Annotated in this window: 9 protein-coding genes; 1 reads left to right on the top strand and 8 read right to left on the bottom strand. The window is 62.0% G+C overall.

The window, feature by feature from the left end; all coding sequences use genetic code 11:
* Positions 1–51: 51 nt before the first annotated feature.
* The 8 genes from AC1VXC_RS01440 to hsdR all read right to left on the bottom strand — a co-directional run bounded on the left by AC1VXC_RS01440 (position 52) and on the right by hsdR (position 15,418).
* Entirely contained in the window at positions 52–2,460 is a 2,409-nt protein-coding gene (locus tag AC1VXC_RS01440; protein ID WP_481538367.1) for a sodium:solute symporter family protein, read from the bottom strand.
* Positions 2,461–2,512: 52 nt separating this feature from the next.
* A complete protein-coding gene (locus AC1VXC_RS01445) occupies positions 2,513–3,364 on the bottom strand; it encodes an HpcH/HpaI aldolase/citrate lyase family protein (protein WP_481538368.1) in 852 nt (283 codons plus the stop codon).
* Between the two features lie 555 nt (positions 3,365–3,919).
* A complete protein-coding gene (locus AC1VXC_RS01450; RefSeq protein ID WP_481538369.1) occupies positions 3,920–5,827 on the bottom strand; it encodes a YaaW family protein in 1,908 nt (635 codons plus the stop codon).
* A gap of 84 nt (positions 5,828–5,911) precedes the next feature.
* The gene (locus AC1VXC_RS01455) at positions 5,912–7,723 is read right to left on the bottom strand and encodes a GmrSD restriction endonuclease domain-containing protein (RefSeq protein WP_481538370.1); all 1,812 of its coding nucleotides are present in this window, start codon (positions 7,721–7,723) and stop codon (positions 5,912–5,914) included.
* A 30-nt stretch (positions 7,724–7,753) separates the two neighbouring features.
* Complete coding sequence (locus AC1VXC_RS01460) at positions 7,754–9,007, bottom strand: restriction endonuclease subunit S (protein ID WP_481538371.1); 1,254 nt, start codon at positions 9,005–9,007, stop codon at positions 7,754–7,756.
* Between the two features lie 109 nt (positions 9,008–9,116).
* Positions 9,117–10,661 carry a class I SAM-dependent DNA methyltransferase gene (locus tag AC1VXC_RS01465; RefSeq protein WP_481538372.1) on the bottom strand — a complete coding sequence of 515 codons (1,545 nt, stop codon included), beginning with the start codon at positions 10,659–10,661 and terminating at the stop codon, positions 9,117–9,119.
* Positions 10,658–11,845: a Fic family protein gene (locus AC1VXC_RS01470; protein ID WP_481538373.1), complete on the bottom strand. Its 1,188-nt coding sequence runs from the start codon at positions 11,843–11,845 to the stop codon at positions 10,658–10,660. The genes AC1VXC_RS01465 and AC1VXC_RS01470 overlap by 4 nt, the downstream gene beginning before the upstream one ends.
* 90 nt (positions 11,846–11,935) lie before the next feature.
* Positions 11,936–15,418, bottom strand: coding sequence for a type I restriction-modification system endonuclease (gene hsdR / locus AC1VXC_RS01475; protein WP_481538374.1), 3,483 nt, complete (start codon positions 15,416–15,418; stop codon positions 11,936–11,938).
* A gap of 323 nt (positions 15,419–15,741) precedes the next feature.
* On the opposite strand from hsdR, the gene xth reads away from it, so the two are divergent.
* Positions 15,742–16,515 (top strand): exodeoxyribonuclease III, encoded by a 774-nt coding sequence (gene xth / locus AC1VXC_RS01480; RefSeq protein WP_481538375.1) that lies wholly within the window; start codon positions 15,742–15,744, stop codon positions 16,513–16,515.
* Positions 16,516–16,534: the final 19 nt, after the last annotated feature.

Genomic DNA, 16,534 nt, shown 5'->3' on the forward strand with positions numbered 1-16,534 from the left:
CTGGCGTCACGCCGCCGCGGAGCAGGGCCGCAGCGGCGTGCAGACCGGTCTTCACACCGCATCCTGCTTGTAGATGGTCAGGCCCTTCAGCGAGCGCTGCGGCGCCGGGAAGAACAGGCTGGCCACATAGCCGATCACGATGCACAGGAAGATCGAGATGGCCAGGTAGAAGTACGGGTGCACCAGGTTGAACCACCAGGCCACGAAGGTCAGCACGATGCTGGCGGCCACGCCAATCGCCACACCCTGCGAATTGGCGCGGCGGGTGAACATGCCCAGCGTATAGGCACCGGCAAAGCCACCGCCGAGCAGGCCAGCCAGTTCGATGGAAACGTCGAACAGCGAGTGGATGTCGTAGCGGGTCATGATCAGCGCCAGGCCAATCGCGGTCAGGCCGACCATCACCGTGGAGATCTCGGCGAACAGCACGCTCTTGCGCGGGGTGGGGTTCTTGGCCAGCCGCTCGTAGAAATCCACCGAGATCAGCGTGGCGACGCTGTTCATGATGCTCGACAGCGTGGCCATGGCGGCGGAGAACACGCCGGCGATGATCAGGCCGGTGACGCCCGGCGGCAGTTCGGCGGCGATGAACAGCGGGAAGGTCGCATCGATCGGCAGCAGCGGGTCAAGGCGCTGCGGGTTGTTCTTGTAGAACACCCACAAGGCGGTACCGATGCCATAGAAGATGAACCCGCCCGGGATCATGATCGCGGCAAAGGCCCAGATAGAACGGCCGGCTTCCTTGTCCGACTTGGTGGCCAGGGTGCGCTGCATCAGCACCTGGTCCTTGGGGAAGGTGAGCACCACGTCGAACACGACCAGGAAGATGAAACCCCACACCGTGGCCTTGGTCAGGTCGAAGCTGAAATCGAACAGCTTGGTCTTGTCTTCCATCGCCGCGGTGCTGACGAATTCACCGAAGCCACCCTTCAGCGTCCACACGATGAACAGGATGGCGAAGATCGCGCCGCCCATCTTCACGATCACCTGCACGAAGTCGGTCCAGATCACCGCCTTCATGCCGCCCATCGCGGTGTAGAGGATGGTGAACACACCCATCATCATGATGCTCCACACCACGCTGATGCCGGTGATGGTGGCGATGGCCAACGCCGGCAGGAACAGCACCACGCTCATGCGCGCGCCGATCTGCATGACGATGCACAGCGCGCTGGCCAGCATGCGGATGGCCGGATGGAAGCGGGTTTCCAGATAGGAGAACACGCTCATCAAATCCAGGCGACGCAGCAGCGGCACGATCCACACCGCCACGAACATCAGGCCCAGCACCGCGATCAGGTTGTTGGTCAGGTACTGCCAGTTGGTCTCGAAGGCCTTGGCCGGAATGGCGATGAAGCTGATCGAACTGGTGTTGGTGGCGTACAGGCTGACGCCCGCTGCCCAGAACGGAATGCTGCGGCCACCGACGAAGAAGTCAGCGGTGCTGGCACGCTTCTCGCGGAAGTAGAAGTAGGCGCCCATGCCCAGCATCGCGGCCAGGTAGATGATGATCACCGACCAGTCCAGCCAGCCCAGCAGGTGCTTGCCGCTCTGCAGTTCAAAGGTGTGCAGGCTGCCATCGGCATTTGCCCAGGCCAGGCCATTGCCCCAGCTGGCACTGGCCTGCGGTGCGTTGGCATCGGTATCGGCCAGGTCGGCCCAGGCGCTGGTGATGGTGTGGAAGGTACGCGCGTGGCTGCTGCCAATCGCGTCGGTCACCTGCATCAACAAGTGCGCCTGGCCGAGTGCACGCAGCGAACCCGGGACAACGTCGCCACCGATGGCGGGCAGCTCATGCCAACCCTTCTCTGCGTTCCAGCGCAGCAGTTGCTGCGCACCGTTGTTACCGACCACCGCATACAACGCGCCTTTCTGCGCCTGCAGGGCGACAACCGCGGCGGCGCCCGGCCAGATCGGCTGCGGCTGCCATTGCGCGGCATCGGCCGGTTTTTTATACAGCTGGGTGACGCCGCTATCGTCGACACCGGCTACGAATAGTGCGCCATCCAGGGCGGCTGCATGCGCATTGCTCAGTGGTGATGGCAGTGCCAGCGACTGCCCCTTGCCGAGGCTTTCGCCCTTGAGCGTGAGCTGCTGCAACTGATTGCTGTGACTCGCATCCGGGCCGGTCAATATCCAGGTGCTGGTGCCGTTGCGGACGATGTCCTGCACCACCTCGTTGCTGATACCGGTGGCGGCCGTCCACGCCTTGCCGTTCTTGTCCAGCAGCCAGGCCTTGTCGCCGGAGCGGGCCAGCAAGCGGCCATCGACATCCAGCAGCTGCTGCACCGGCGCGGCCTCCGGCAGGGCCGGCAACGCGCCGGACTTCACTGCATTCAAACTCTCATCGGCGGCCGCCGTGCCGGCCAGCGCCAGCAAAGTGGTGATGACGAGCAGACGGAAGCCGAGCGAGAAGCGGTGCGACAGCGCGGCGAGCGCGGTGGCCATGGGCGTGGGCATGGATGGAATCCCGGTAATGAACGGCGTGGCGGCGAACCGCCAGGTGGAAAGATCAGGCGCGCAGGGCGCCGGCGAGCAGGGCTTCGGCCCGGCGCAGGTAGGGCACATCGATCATGCGGCCCTCGAACAGGAACGCACCGCGGCCCAGATCGTTGGCCGCCTGCGCGGCGGCAACGATGCGCCGCGCTTCGTCCAGCTCGGCGTCGGGCACGCTGAAAATCGTATTGGCCTGGCCCACCTGGCGCGGATGGATGCAGCTCTTGCCGATATAGCCCAACTGCTGAGCGAGCATGGCCTCGGTACGGAAGCCCTCGGCATCGGCCACATCCGGCCAAGCCCCGTCACAGGCGAACACGCCCGCTTCGGTGGCGGCCATTTTCACCGCGAACAGCACCGCATGCACATTGGCCGGCGTGCGGGCGATGCCATTGGGCGCGAACAGATCGCCCAGACCCAACTGCAGGCCGGCCACGCGCGGATGTGCACCAGCCAGCTCGGCGGCCAGACGCATACCGCGCGGGGTTTCGATGTTCAGCAGCAGACCGATCGGGCGGGTGACGCCATTGGCGGCTTCGGCGCGTTCCAGCGCAACGACCACCTGCCGTACCTGCGCGGCCGATTCCACCTTGGGGATGTTGAGCAGCCACACGCCGGGCACCGCCATCGCGGCCAGATCGGCGGCGAAGTGCAGGCTGTCGGTGGCATTGGTGCGCACGATCAGCAGCTTGTTGCTGGCAAGCACGTCGGCACGGGCGAGGAAGCTGGCGATGGCCGCGCGCGCCGCCTGTTTGCCAGCCTCGGGGACGGAATCCTCCAGATCGAAGGACAGGGCATCGGCCGCACTGGCCAAGGCCTTGTCGAACAGTTCCGGACGTGCGCCGGGCACAAACAGCTTGCTACGCATGGCTTCCCCTCACTTTGAGAGGCAGTCTGCGCGAATCGGAACGCTGAAAAAGTGTATTCCCCGACATTCACCCGATAGGTTTTGTTGTGGTTTGCGGGGTTTGGCGGGTGGGGTGAGTCAAAGTGCGGGACGCAAGCGCCGTACCCTCTCCCGCCTGCGGGGGAGGGTGCCCCGAAAGGGGCGGGTGGGGGGAGCTCTTGATCTTGCTTGTGCTGCGGCCTACAAGCCAAAGCCAAAGCCAAAGCCAAAGCCAAAGCCAAAGCCAAAGCACCCCTCCCCAACCCTCCCCTTGGCCCCTGGCCAAAGGGAGGGAGCAGACTGCCGCGGCACCCGGCCATGCCATGCCAGGCCGCAAGCAGTACCGCAGAACCCCAGCACCGTCCCCTCTCCCGCTTGCGGGGGAGGGTGCCCGAAGAGCCTGCCCCCGCGAAGGCGGGGGGCGGGTGGGGGCACTTTTGATCTTGCCCGCGTCCCAAAAGCCAAATCACCCCACCCCAAGCATCTCCTGCGCTGGCGCGCCAGAGAAGGTGCTAGCGCTGAGCGACGCTGCGGGTCTCAGAGCACTACGGCCTCCTGGACCTGACCATCGCGTACAGAAATCAATAGTTCCACTGGCTTTTCGTTCTCCAGCATCAATGAATCAAATTCGCGCTGAAGCTGGAGGGCGTCCTGCCGAAGTGGAGGCAGTGTTGCCATCTGGATGATCTTGAGGGTTTCGCGGCTGGCTTGCAGTTCAATGCGGCTGTCGCCATATGCGGAGAACGCTCCAAGATGCGCGTTCAGCGCAGCCTCGATAAGCCCGGCAAGCCCTTGTTCGCCCAACATCTGATTGAGGTCCTCACGGATTGCCCTTTCGCGAACCTTCACTGTGAGCGCGGTGCCCGGGAAGCTGCACAGCAAACGGCAAGCCATCATGCGCGCCGCCAGACAAAGCTTCCATTGATTGGCAGACTCCTGGAACTCAGTCTGCAACTCGATCAGCTTGTCGCGGAATGTCCCCATTCCGAACTTTCCTTCATCTTTCGCGTTCTTGACCTGGTCAAGAATGGCATCAAGCTCGGCTTTCAAATGCTTCTGCTTGGCAAGAAGCTCCGATTCGTAGTCTTCCAGTTTCTGTTCAATAGCCGGCCTCAAGTCGCCCTCAAGAACCACGGGGGCCACTTGCTGGAGGTACTCAATGGCGCCCTTCATGACGCTCTCACGTTCCAGCTTCTGGAAGCTGGCGATCTTATCCACGTCCTTCTTGATCTGGTCCAGTCGCGCGCTGATATCCGCCAGATGCTTCTGTGCAAGCGCGAAGGAGGCGACGTTGAACAGGGCGCCAGCGTTGACCACATCGCTGATGTTGCCTTCAAACAAACGGGCATGTTCGGTAATGTGCTTGCCATCGTGGCTGAAGCCGCGGAACCCGTTGCCATCCCGCGCGAGCTGCAGGGGGCCGTTGATAACGACCTTCATATAGTTTTCGCCGCTGACCGCGTTGGCAGTCAACGCTGTAGGTGCTGCCTGCATCAACGAAGACAGCCGGCTGATGCCCTGCTTTTTTGGATTGATTCTGCGGCCATGTGCCGGCATACCCGTGATGGCGGCCTGCATTATCGAAATTGCATGCTCGCCGTCGCTGTCCTTAACTACCAGGGATTCAGTGGTAGGAATGTCCAGTGGTTCGAAGGCCTTGCCGGCAGTGCTTGGCTCAGCCATTGCATCGGCAGACTGTTGAACAAGCCGCAAGCGAATCAGATGATTGATACAGGGCAACGTTACACGGTGAGAAGAAACAATGTTGTTCAGCTTGCCCTTCACGCTGGGTGGAAGCTTGCGCCCCGCAACTTTGCCCGCAGCAAACCCAAGAAAGCCACCAATGGCCGCACCGGCGCCTCCACTTGCGTTTTCCAGGAGGTTTGAGTTCTGGTGTAGCGCTGCAGTGTCGAAATCGCTGCTGCAAAGAAGTTGAGCGAGTCGCAGCAACCCTGCTTTTCCATCAAGCGCGGTATTTGCAGCTGAAAACGATGCTTCACACTCAAGCGTGGTCGCAATTTTTTCCTGGTCTACCGCAGTTCCGTGCTCCCAAAGTATCTTCAACTGCTGGCGCAGAAGGGTCTCCTCCAGCAGCTGGACTTTCTTGTCTTTGGGGCCGGTATGGCCGAGATAGGTGAGCGTGTCATCAAGCAGCTGCTCATACGAAATGCCAGAGCCGCGAACCACGTTGGCCAGGGCATTGCCACCATAGTGTTGAAGCTCAGCGACCAATACCTCGGCGGCGCCTCTGGTCAATGTGTCGTGCTTCAGAATGGTCTGGCATAGTTTTTTGACAGCGGAGCCGGTAGCCAGTCGCCCATCCTCGCCATCCGTCAGGTTGAACAGGAGTCCGCGAACATCGCTGGGCAGTGCCGCCAAGATTCGATCGACGAGGTAATCGTTGCCGCAGATGTCCAGCGGTTGCGCAGTGCTTTCCATGCTCATGATGAATTCTCTTTACGTGAGTCGTGCCAGTGACGGCGCTGCGGTGAGCGCGACGCTCACCACAGTTGCCGACATCAATAATTTTCAGTTGGAGCCAGACGGCTGATTGTCCGAGCTGATCTTGGCCATCGCGGCCTTGATCAGCGACATCAGGCCTTCGGAACGTTGCGCATAGAACCCATCGAAGTCATCGCTGCGCATGGCGATACTTGGAATGCCATGGCTTTGCAGCACCTGGTCCATCTCGGCGTCACCCAGCTGCACTTGTTTGTCCTGCTGCAGGGCGTTGAGATAGTGCGAGGGCGCTGCACCGCCAATCTTGCGGTTGGCGCGGTAGGAAATCGCGGTCTTGTTGATGATGGAGTCGTACACCTTGGCTTCGATGCCCTGCTTGATGCACCAGTCGCGCGGGAAGATGTGGTGGATGTCCAGTGCTACTTCGTCGGCATCCAGTTCGCGGATGGTGGACTTCCAGTAGAAATCCTTGGCACCTGCGCGCTGGACCAGAACATTGACCCCTTTGTAGGCAGCACTCAGGCGGCTGCGTAGGGATTTGAGTCGGTCGGCCTGGAAGTTTGCATCCTGTACGGTGCGCGGCACCTGGCTGTCGTCATCCAGCCAGGCCAATACATCTTCAACATCGTTTGCGACGCGGGTTTCCACTGCGCCGCCGTAGAGCTCACCCAGCACGCCGCACCAGTACCAGGAGGCCAGCTTCTGGTAGATGCGTGGCTCGCGCCAGCGGTTCGGCCCAAGTTCGGCCATGACCGCGGCCAAAGGTGCCAACTGGGTGCGATAGGGAAGGTCACGGGTCTGCCTGACGCATTCATCGCGCAGGAACCTTGCGGCCTGGATGAAGCCGCCTTCCAGTGCGTCGGCGCGTTGCTTGTAGGCTTCCAACGGCAGCTCCAGCACGGCGGAGCGCTTTGCACTTACCGGTGCGATGCTCTTTCCCTGCTTATTGGCGGCAATGTCTTCGCGACGACGCTGCAAGGTGTGCAACAAGGTTATCGACTGCAGGAAGTCGGTGTTTTGCACCGTTTCGAGCAGTGCTTCGGCATTCTTCATGCGCTTGTAGCGCGACAGCGTTTTGCGTTGTGCGCTGCCATACCAGTCATCACGCAGGTTGTAGCCGTCGGCGGCGTAGCTGGCGGTGACCAGTTCAAACACCGACAACGGAACGCCGCCGGTGTTGACCTTCTCGAACACCAGGCACACCGCTTCCTTGCTGGTTTCCTTCTTCAGCACGATCAACGGCAACTGGTATTCGTTGTAGGCATCCAGCACTGCCTTCTTGAACTCGAAGAACTGTGCAACCGCCGCCGGGTTGTGCTGGTACAGATCCTGCAGCCAAGTCATCGGGTCGAGGATGGCCGAGCAGGGGAAGTACAGGTGCTGGCATTCCAGTTCGCGGCTGGACAGGTCCAGGTCCAGCTTGCGCTTGAATTCACTGCGCTGCTGGCGGGTCTCGTCGGTGGCGATGATTGCATCGTCCAGGCGGTCCGGGCCTTCCAATGCGGTCGGAATATGGATGTAGTAGAAGCGCTGTACGTCACGGCCCTTCTCGTTGCGGGTCTGCACCGGGCCATCGAGTCTCAACACCTGGGTGAGCGTGGTCAGGCGCTGCTGGCCATCCAGGATCAATTGCTCGGGTGCAAGCAGCCCCTGTTCGGGCACGTTTTCCACGGGACGCACCTGGAAGCGCACGTTCCCGCCGGTTTCCAGCAGCATCACCGCGCCCACCGGGAACGAGCGACCAAGGCTGACCAGCAGGCTGCGGACGTGCTCGTCATCCCAAACCCAGCCGCGCTGGAAATCCGGCAGCTGGATCTTGCCCTGGACGATGTCTTTGAGCAGCTCCTTGAGCGGCAGTTTGGTGCTGTCGAATGTAGTCATGTGTGGCTCCCCTCAGCCTGGCTGATGTGGTTAGTGTGCTGCAGCCTTTCGGCCGCGCTTGGGTTTTGGATCGGCGGCACGCTGGGCGGCAATGCGCTCCAGCAGCACGCTGGCCGGTTCGTCATTCGGATCCTGCGGCACCAGCTCGCCACGGAAAGCCTTGGCGAGGATGCTTTGGGTCAGCGCATCGACGCGCTGGCGGGCATCGGTCAGGCGGGCTTCTAGTTGGTCGGCGAAGGCGAAGAGCTGGTCTGCGCGCCTGACAATTTTCCTTTGCTCCGCAAGTGTGGGAATCATCAACTCCAGAGATAGGATCTCTTGGCTATTGATGTTGTTGACCCCGCTGGTTGATCTTGCTTTATTTTCAATTGAAATCCGGGCTTCTGGGGATTTTAGCCAATAATTTATGTAGGCGGGCTCCGCAACATCTGTCTTCAATCGAACTCGGATGAGGTATCCGGCAAAGAGGAGTCCTTGCTCGCGCTCAGTAACGACGGCTGATTTCCCGACCAAATCTACGCTTCCATTGGAGCGAATCAGCACAATATCTCCAGCATTCAATGAGAGCTTTTTCAGTTCAGCGGGCGAAAAGCTGGATGACTTAAGGTCGCTCAGATCTATTCCGGAGCCACTTATATTAGGTATGCGAAGTACTCCCGTAGGGCCTCCCTCATAAGCGCATTTCTGAGCGGTCCCATATCTGATGTCTTCCACGGCGACGGACAATGGCGTGCGTTGCGAACTACCTGACTCGTCCTTTCTAGAGATTTCTTCTGTCAGTTCTCCCGAAACTGCAGCATTTAGAACCGACTGGCGAAAGCGCTTGATCAGCGCGGGCAGGGCGTCGAGGCGGGCCTTGAGGGTATTGACCTGAGTCAGAAGGCCATTGAGTGCGTTTGCGATGCGGGCTTGCTCGCTCAGCGGAGGAAGGGGTATCTCAATTGACCGAAGAGCATCTTGAGAGATGTTGCGCATTGAGAGCTGATTGCCCGTGGCCATCTTTTCAATCTGGTGACGGCCCGATGCTGATCTCAAACAAGTTAGAACCCACGCGCGCAGCCCCTCATCGAGCTCAAGGCGCAGAACCTTATCGCTCAGGTAAAGGTTCTTAGTGACGGTGCTTACAATCACGGGAGCTCCAACGAGCTCCAGCGTGTTAGCTCTGGAGATCAGAAGGTCACCTGGACGAATTTTGTTTCTTTGATCTAGGCCATCATCGGTAAGCAGCGTCTTGCTTTCTGTTTCATCGAATACCCCCCAAGTGACAGCGCTGATCTTTACCAATCCTGGCTCTTGGCCCTCTGGTGGCCGTTCATCACACTTGACGCTCTTTCCTGCTTGAATGTGGCTTAGTAGATCTCCGAGGTGGCAAGAATCCCACCCTCTTGGCAGCTCACTCACGCTCCACCTCAACAGCATCCGCATCCAAGCCAAGTACCTGCGCGAGCAACTGTTTCTGCTGATTGGCCTCATCGCCTGCACCCAAGGCCTGCATCAACGCATCCAGCTCTCGCAGTGCCTCGCTCAGTTCCGCCATCGCCTGCGCGGCCAGCTCTTCTGGCGGCGGCAGGTTTGCCGCATCCACCGCATCGGCATCCTTTAACCAGCTGATATCCAGCGAGTCACCACGCTCGGCGATCTGTGTGCGGGTAAAGCAGCGGAAGCGGCCTTCTTCGCCTTCATCCACGCGCGAGCTGCTGCCATCGCGGTCCGCGCCGTAGGCGTCCTCAAACGATTTGAGGTGCGCGTTGCCAAACGGCGTGCGTTTGCCAAAGGACGGCATATTGCTGCGCAGGTCATAGACCCACACCTGCAGGGTGCAGCCGGTGTCCTGCTTGGGATTGCTGGCGCTGCCCTTGCGGAAGAACAGCACATTGGTCTTTACACCCTGTGCATAGAAGATGCCGGTAGGCAGACGCAGGATGGTGTGCAGCTCGCACTTGTCCATCAGGTCGCGGCGGACATCGGTGCCGACGCCGGCTTCAAATAGCACGTTGTCCGGCAGCACGACCGCAGCGCGACCATGTGGCTTCAGGTTGCGGTAGATGTGCTGCAGGAAGGCCAGCTGCTTGTTGCTGGTGACAAACGGCAGGTCGTCGCGGCTTGGTCCGCCGCCGCCTTTGGCGGTGCCGAACGGTGGGTTGGAAAGGATCACATCGGCGCGCGGCAGGGTGGTGCCCAGGCTGCCGAGGCTGCTACCCAGCCGCACCACGCCTTCGTCTTCACCTTGCATGCCGTGCAGCAGGCAGTTCATCAGCGCCAAGCGGCGGGTGCCGGGCACCAGCTCTACGCCGGTATAGGCCTTGTTGCGCTGGAACTTGCGCGCCTTGTCGGTGACCTTGGGGCCGTACAGATCATCGTGCTCGGCCTTGATATAGGCGTCGGCGGCAATCAGGAAGCCGGCAGTGCCGGCAGCCGGGTCCTGGATGATTTCGCCCAGCTGCGGTTGGATGCAACGCACGATGCTGTCGATCAAGGGGCGGGGGGTGAAGTACTGGCCGGCGCCTGACTTGGTCTCGCCGGCGTTCTTTTCCAGCAGGCCTTCATACAGGTCACCCAGCCCGTCCTGGCGGGCGGAGAACCAGTCCAGCCCGTCCAGGCTCTTGATCAGCTGCTCCAGATGGCGCGGCTCTTTCAGGCGGGTCTGCGCATCGGTGTAGATGGCGGCCACCATCGGGTCGCTGTTCTGGCTGAGGTTGAGCAGCATCTGCTTGTAGAAAGTGTGCAGCGGCACTCCTGACTTGCTGGTCAGGTCGGGCCAGCGTGCGCCTTTGGGCAGGCGGTGTTCGAAGTTGTCGTTGGACTGGGCCTGTTCGTATTCCATCTTCACGAACAGCAGCAGCACCAGTTCGGTGACGTATTCGCTGTAGTTGATGCCGTCATCGCGGAGGATGTCGCACAGGCTCCACAGCTTGGCGACGATATCGTTGTTGGTCATTGGCTGCCGTCTCCTGACGGGATTGCATTGCCGACAGTGCCGGGCAGGTTGATTTGATAACGGGTGCTGCGACCACCGCCGGGCAGGCGCCGCAGGCAGCCCTTGTCCAGCAGGTCGGTCAGGTGGCGGGTGGCGGTGGCTTTGGAGACCTTGGCCACGGCCTGGTATTGGGAGGCGTTGATGCCATTGGCAAAGCCGCGTTCACCGCCATCGAGCAGGCGGTTGAGCACCTTGGCCTGTTCGGCGCTCAAGGCCTGCTGTGCATGCAGCTGCCAGAAGCGGGCTTTGTCGATGACGCGCTGGATGCGGGCCAAAGCTTGCCGCAGGCTGTGCAGCAAGGTCTGCAGGAACCACTGCAGCCAGGCGCTGATATCCAGACCGCCACGCTGGCTGGCTTCCAGGATGCGGTAGTAGCCTTTGCGGTCGTCCAGGATGCTGGCCGACATGGCATATAGGCGGGCGATACCCGGCGCGGCTTGGGCAAGGGCCAGATCGGTGATGGCGCGGGTGAGGCGGCCGTTGCCATCGTCGAACGGGTGCAGGGTGACAAACCAGAAATGGGCGATGCCGGCGCGCAGCAGCGGATCCAGTGCGGGGTCGTCGCCGCTGGCTGCAAACCATGCAAGGAAGTGCTGCAGCTGTTCGTCCAACCCTTGCCGCGGCGGTGCCTGGAAATGCACGGTGGGCCGGTCGATGCGGCCCGATACCACCTGCATGGGCTCGTCGCCGCGCAATTGGCCGAGACGGATCCGCAGTGGCAGCAGGCCGTCGTGACCGGCAAACAGCAGGGCGTGCCAATGCAGCAGGCGCGGCAGATCCAGTGGTTTGCTCACATCCCCGGTGGCATCGAGCATCAGTTCGGCCACGCCTTCGGCGCGGGCGCTGTGCGGGGCCGGTTCGGCGGCGTCGGGGATGCCAAGACGCCGGGCCAATGAGGAGCGCACCGAGCCGACATTGAGGTTTTCACCCTCGATGGCGGAAGAGGTGACGATGTTCTGTAACAAGGTATCCAGCGCCTGCCGCCCGTCTTCGGGCAGCACCCCGGCCAAGGCGCTCAGGCGGCCTTGGGCCTGCTGGCACTGGCGTAGCAGCGGCGCCAGCGCAGCGTCCTGATGGACAAAGGCTGGCCAGGCCGGCTGTTGCCAGATCCAGAGCGGCGGGGCGGGGGCTTGGCTGGCGTCCATGAGCCGAATAATAACGCTATTCGGCTCAATCAGTGAGCCGAATAAGCCTGTTCAGTGATTGGATTCGGCTCATCACAGGCGGGGCAGGGCTCAAGCCACCTCCTCCCACACCGCCTCTTTGAACTGCTCGATCAGCTGGTCCAGCTGGCCGGCAAACACGGTATCGAGCAGCTTGACCCCGCCATCCGGTGCGCAGGCGTGCTGGATGCTGTCGCGGTCGATCACCACCTCGGTCACCAATTGGTTGGCAAGGCGTTTGAGCCAGCGCTGCTGCACGGGGGTCCAGCTGCGGCTGACGAGGATGCGATCCAACGCCCTGTGCACGCGCTGCTCGTAAGGCAGCAGCGCCTCGCCGATGGCGGCACGACGGATATAGCCAATGATGCCGGCGGCGATGTCGCGGTTGGACTGCTGGCGCTCGGCGCTGTGCAGGTGGGCCTCGTTGTAGCCCTTGCCATCCAGCAGCAGGCGTACCTCGCGCAGTTGTTCGCGGGTAAGGTCGCGCGGGCGGTTGACCACGGCTGCAAGTGCAGCGGACTGGTTGAGCTGGGAACGGATGAAATCGTTGAAGCTTTCCAGGTAGTCGGCTGGCATTTGGTTATTGCCGCCGTAGCTCACCTCGCGCAGCAGCAGCGTGTCGGTGTGATGGGAAATGATGGGGTATTGCTCGCTGGCCAGCAGTGCACGCAGCTCGTCGATCTGGGCTTCCAGCGCCGGCAGGCGGGTGGCGATGAAGCTGGCGGCCTGCTCTGGGCCCAAACCGTGCAGGTGCTGGTGCAGCTTGGCCGGCTCAACGCCCCAGGCGGTTTCCAGTTGCTCCAGTTGTTTGCGCAGCGGTTCGCGGTTCTGTGCCTTGTGGCTGGCACGGCGCAATACGCGCATCAGCTTCTGGCTGAGTTGGTCCAGCACATCCTGGGCGTGGCTGCCGGCCTCGGGGCTGGAGCCCGGTTGATGGCTGCGCGGGTCCTGCAACTCGTGCAGCAGCTGGCCGACACTGATATTGGGGTCCTTGACCAGCGGCCGCATGGTATCCACCGCCTCCAGTGCTTCGTATAGGCGTACCGGGTCGTAGATGCGGAATACGGTCTTGCCGATGTCATCGCAGCGGCGGGTAGCGCGGCCCTTCATCTGTTCGTAGAGAATGCGCGAGCGCACCCGGCGCATGAATACCAGGTTGGTGATGGCTGGCACGTCGATGCCGGTGGTCAGCAAGTCCACGGTAATGGCGACGCTGGGCAGGCGCTCGGTCTTGTAGCGGCGTATCACCTTGGCCACTTCGTCGGTGCGGCCGGTGATGACCTGCACGGCGGCCTGGTTCCAGTCGTCGCCATAGACCTTGTGGAAGGCCGCGTTGAGCAGGTTGCATACGCGTACCGCATGTACCTGGTTGACGCAGAACACCAAGGTCTTTTCTTCACCCAGCGGGTCCAGCTCGTCTGCCAATGCCTGGCAGATGACCCGGTCAAAATCGGCAGTGATGACGCTGCGGTTGAACGACTCGATATCGAAGGACAGCTCGTCATCGAGCTCGGCACTGTCCACTTCGCCGGTCAGCGTGTTGACCACCTCGACCAGCTCGCCTTTATCGAAGTGGATGCCGTTGCGGCTGAGCTGGGTTTCGAAGCGGATGGGCGGCTCGTGGTCGATCAGCCAGTCATCGGCTACGGCTTCGCGGTAGCTGTAGGTATAGACCGGGCGGCCGAAGATTTCGGTGGTCTGCCGTGCGGGGGTGGCGGTCAGGCCGATACGGCAGGCGTCGAAGTACTCCAGCACACGTCGATATTGGGACAGGTACTGCGCGTGGTCGCGCAGCGAGAGCTCGCCCTCGGTCATCTCCTGGTCCAGGGTGTAACCGCGGTGCGCCTCGTCGACAATGATGCAGTCGAACTGGTCAATCGGCGGTGGCGCATCGGACTGGAACAGTCGCCGCACCATGGCCTGCACGGTGGCGACTTGGACGCGGGTCTCTGCCTCGGCGGCCATGTCGCCCAGGTCATTGACGTTGTAGATCTGCGACAGGCTTTGGCCCTGCTCCAGCGACATGTCGTCAAAGGCTTCACGTGCCTGGGTGCCCAAGCTGGTGCGATCAACCAGGAACAGGACGCGAGTGAAGCGCTCGGCCTTGAGCAGGCGGTAGATCAAGCCAATGGTGGTGCGGGTCTTGCCGGTACCGGTGGCCATCGCCAACAGGCAGTGGCGTTGGCCTGATGCCAGGGCTTTCTCAACGGCGGCAATGGCGTCCTGCTGATAGGGGCGGAGCTTGAGGTAGCCGTAGGGCTCGGTGCTCAGGCGCTGTTCTGCCAGTTCCCGGTCACGCAGCATCAGTTCGGCCAAGCCCTGCGGGGTATGGAATTGCTGCAGTGGGCGTTTGAGATTGGCCGGGCTGCGCAGGTCACGGAACCAGATGCCGGATTGTTCGGCCAGCTGCTTGATCCACGGCCGGCCGTTGCAGGCATAGGCAAACGGCACCTGGAAATGCGCGCCTTGGCCGTCAGCCCAGGGGCCACCGGCGGGACCAATGCCGGCCAACTGCAGCGGTGCGCTGATGGGAAGGTCGCGGGAGTAGCGCTCGGCTTGGTCAATGCGCTCGGCAATATTCACCCGTCGGCGCTTGGCTTCGACGATAGCTACCGGCATCAGGCCATCAAATAGTGCGTAGTCGGCACAGGCCTTGGCGCTACGCGTGGGCCATTCGGCAATTGCCATGCACCGGCCTTTCTCCGGGCGGGCGCCTTTGGACCAGGTCAGTTGCAGTGAATCTGCTTCCCAGCCTGCGTCGCGCAGTTGCTGGTCAATCAGGATGCGGGTGAGTTCTTCGTCCGGATCGAAGGCTGCGGCCGCTTGGCGGCTGCGTTTGACGAGGGCGGTGGTCTGCGGCTGCTCTGCATTGTTTGCCTGTTGCAGTGTCTGCAGCTGCGCGTGGAACTGGATGCGTTCCTGCTCGAACTGCGCTGCGCGCTCGTCCAGCTGCACTTTCAGTGCGCGGGCCTCTTCGTCCATGGCCTCGGCCAGCGCCATGCTTTGCGCACTTTCCTCGATGCGCAGTTCAGCGAGCTTGCGGCTGCCCTCAAGGGCTTCATCACGCTGACGCAGCTCCTGCTCCAGCGTCTCGATCTGGCCGTGCAAAGCACGCAGAGCCGCACTGGGGTCGGTCGGTGCGGTGAATGCGCCGGGCCGGAAGGCGCTGTCGGCTTTGCCGGAGGCGCGGTGGTACCAGATGCTGAGTTCACGGGCGACGCGCAGCCCATCCATGGCTTCCCGGTGCTGGGTGGAAAAACCATGGGTGGCGCGATTGCCTTCCACCCGCAGGGTGTGGAACAGATTGCGGATGCCCGGATCCAGGTCCAGATGCCGGTTCAATAGCTGGATCAACTCCAGCTGGGTTGTCTGGGCGTCAAACTTCAGTCCCGCCTGTGATGCCAGCGCCTGCGCCAGCGCCTCGCCAAGTTGGCGCAGCTTGATCAGCGTGGTGTTGGGGTCGGAAGCGAAAACCTGTTCGGCGGTCGTCGCCAGCCGCAACAGGACGGGATCGTGTTGGCCGAGAAAGGTGAAGTTACCTTGTGTTGCGGACATCCATTTGTCTCCGGCGCTCCCCCCTTGGAGCACAGATCTGCATGGTAGGCGTTAGCTGGCGCCGCAGCCAGCCAAGCGCGCTGGCGTATTTAGGAAAAGTGCGCGTGGAAGCTGTGGCCGTCCCTCTCCCGCACGTGGGGAGGGTGTCCTGAAGGGGCGGGAGGGGGGCTTTTGATCTTGCTTGTGCTGCTGCCTACAAGCCAGAGCCAAAGCACCCCTCCCCAACCCTCCCCTGCGCCTTTGGCGCAAGGGAGGGGGCTGGTTGCTGCCGCCTTCAGCTGGGAGGAGGGGCCATTGGCTCCAGCCCCGGCTAGAATCCCCCCATGAAAATCGCTTCGTGGAACGTCAATTCGCTCAACGTCCGCCTGCCGCACCTGGAACAGTGGCTGGCTGACTTTGCCCCCGACGTGGTCGGCATCCAGGAAACCAAGCTGGAGGACCACAAGTTCCCCGACACACGGCTGCTGGAACTCGGCTACCGCAATGTATTCGCCGGGCAGAAGACCTATAACGGCGTGGCGCTGTTGTCGCGGTATCCGATCGATGACGTGCAGATCGGCATTCCCGGTTTTGAGGACGAGCAGAAGCGGGTGATCGCCGGCACCGTCAACGGCGTGCGCATCATCAATCTGTACGTGGTCAACGGCCAGGATGTGGGCACCGACAAGTACGACTACAAGCTGCGCTGGCTGGAGGCGGTGCACGCCTGGGTCGCGGCCGAGCTGCAGAAGCATCCGCAGCTGGTGGTGATGGGCGATTTCAACATCGCCCCGGATGACCGTGATGTCTACGATCCGGCGGTGTGGAACGGGGACCACATCCTGACCTCCACCGCCGAACGTGGCGCGCTGCAGAAGCTGCTGGATCTGGGCCTGCACGACGCCTTCCGCCTGCACAACGATGCAGCTGGCATCTTCAGCTGGTGGGATTACCGTGCGGCCGGTTTCCGTCGTGACCTGGGCCTGCGCATCGACCTGACCCTGGTCTCCGAGGCGCTCAAGCCGCGCGCTGCCGCTTCCGGCATCGACCGCGAGCCGCGCACCTGGGAACGCCCCAGTGATCACGCGCCGGCCTGGGTGCAATTGGCACAGGGCTGAAACAACAAGGCCCGGCTGT

It is taken from the genome of Stenotrophomonas sp. STEN033, assembly GCF_056856655.1.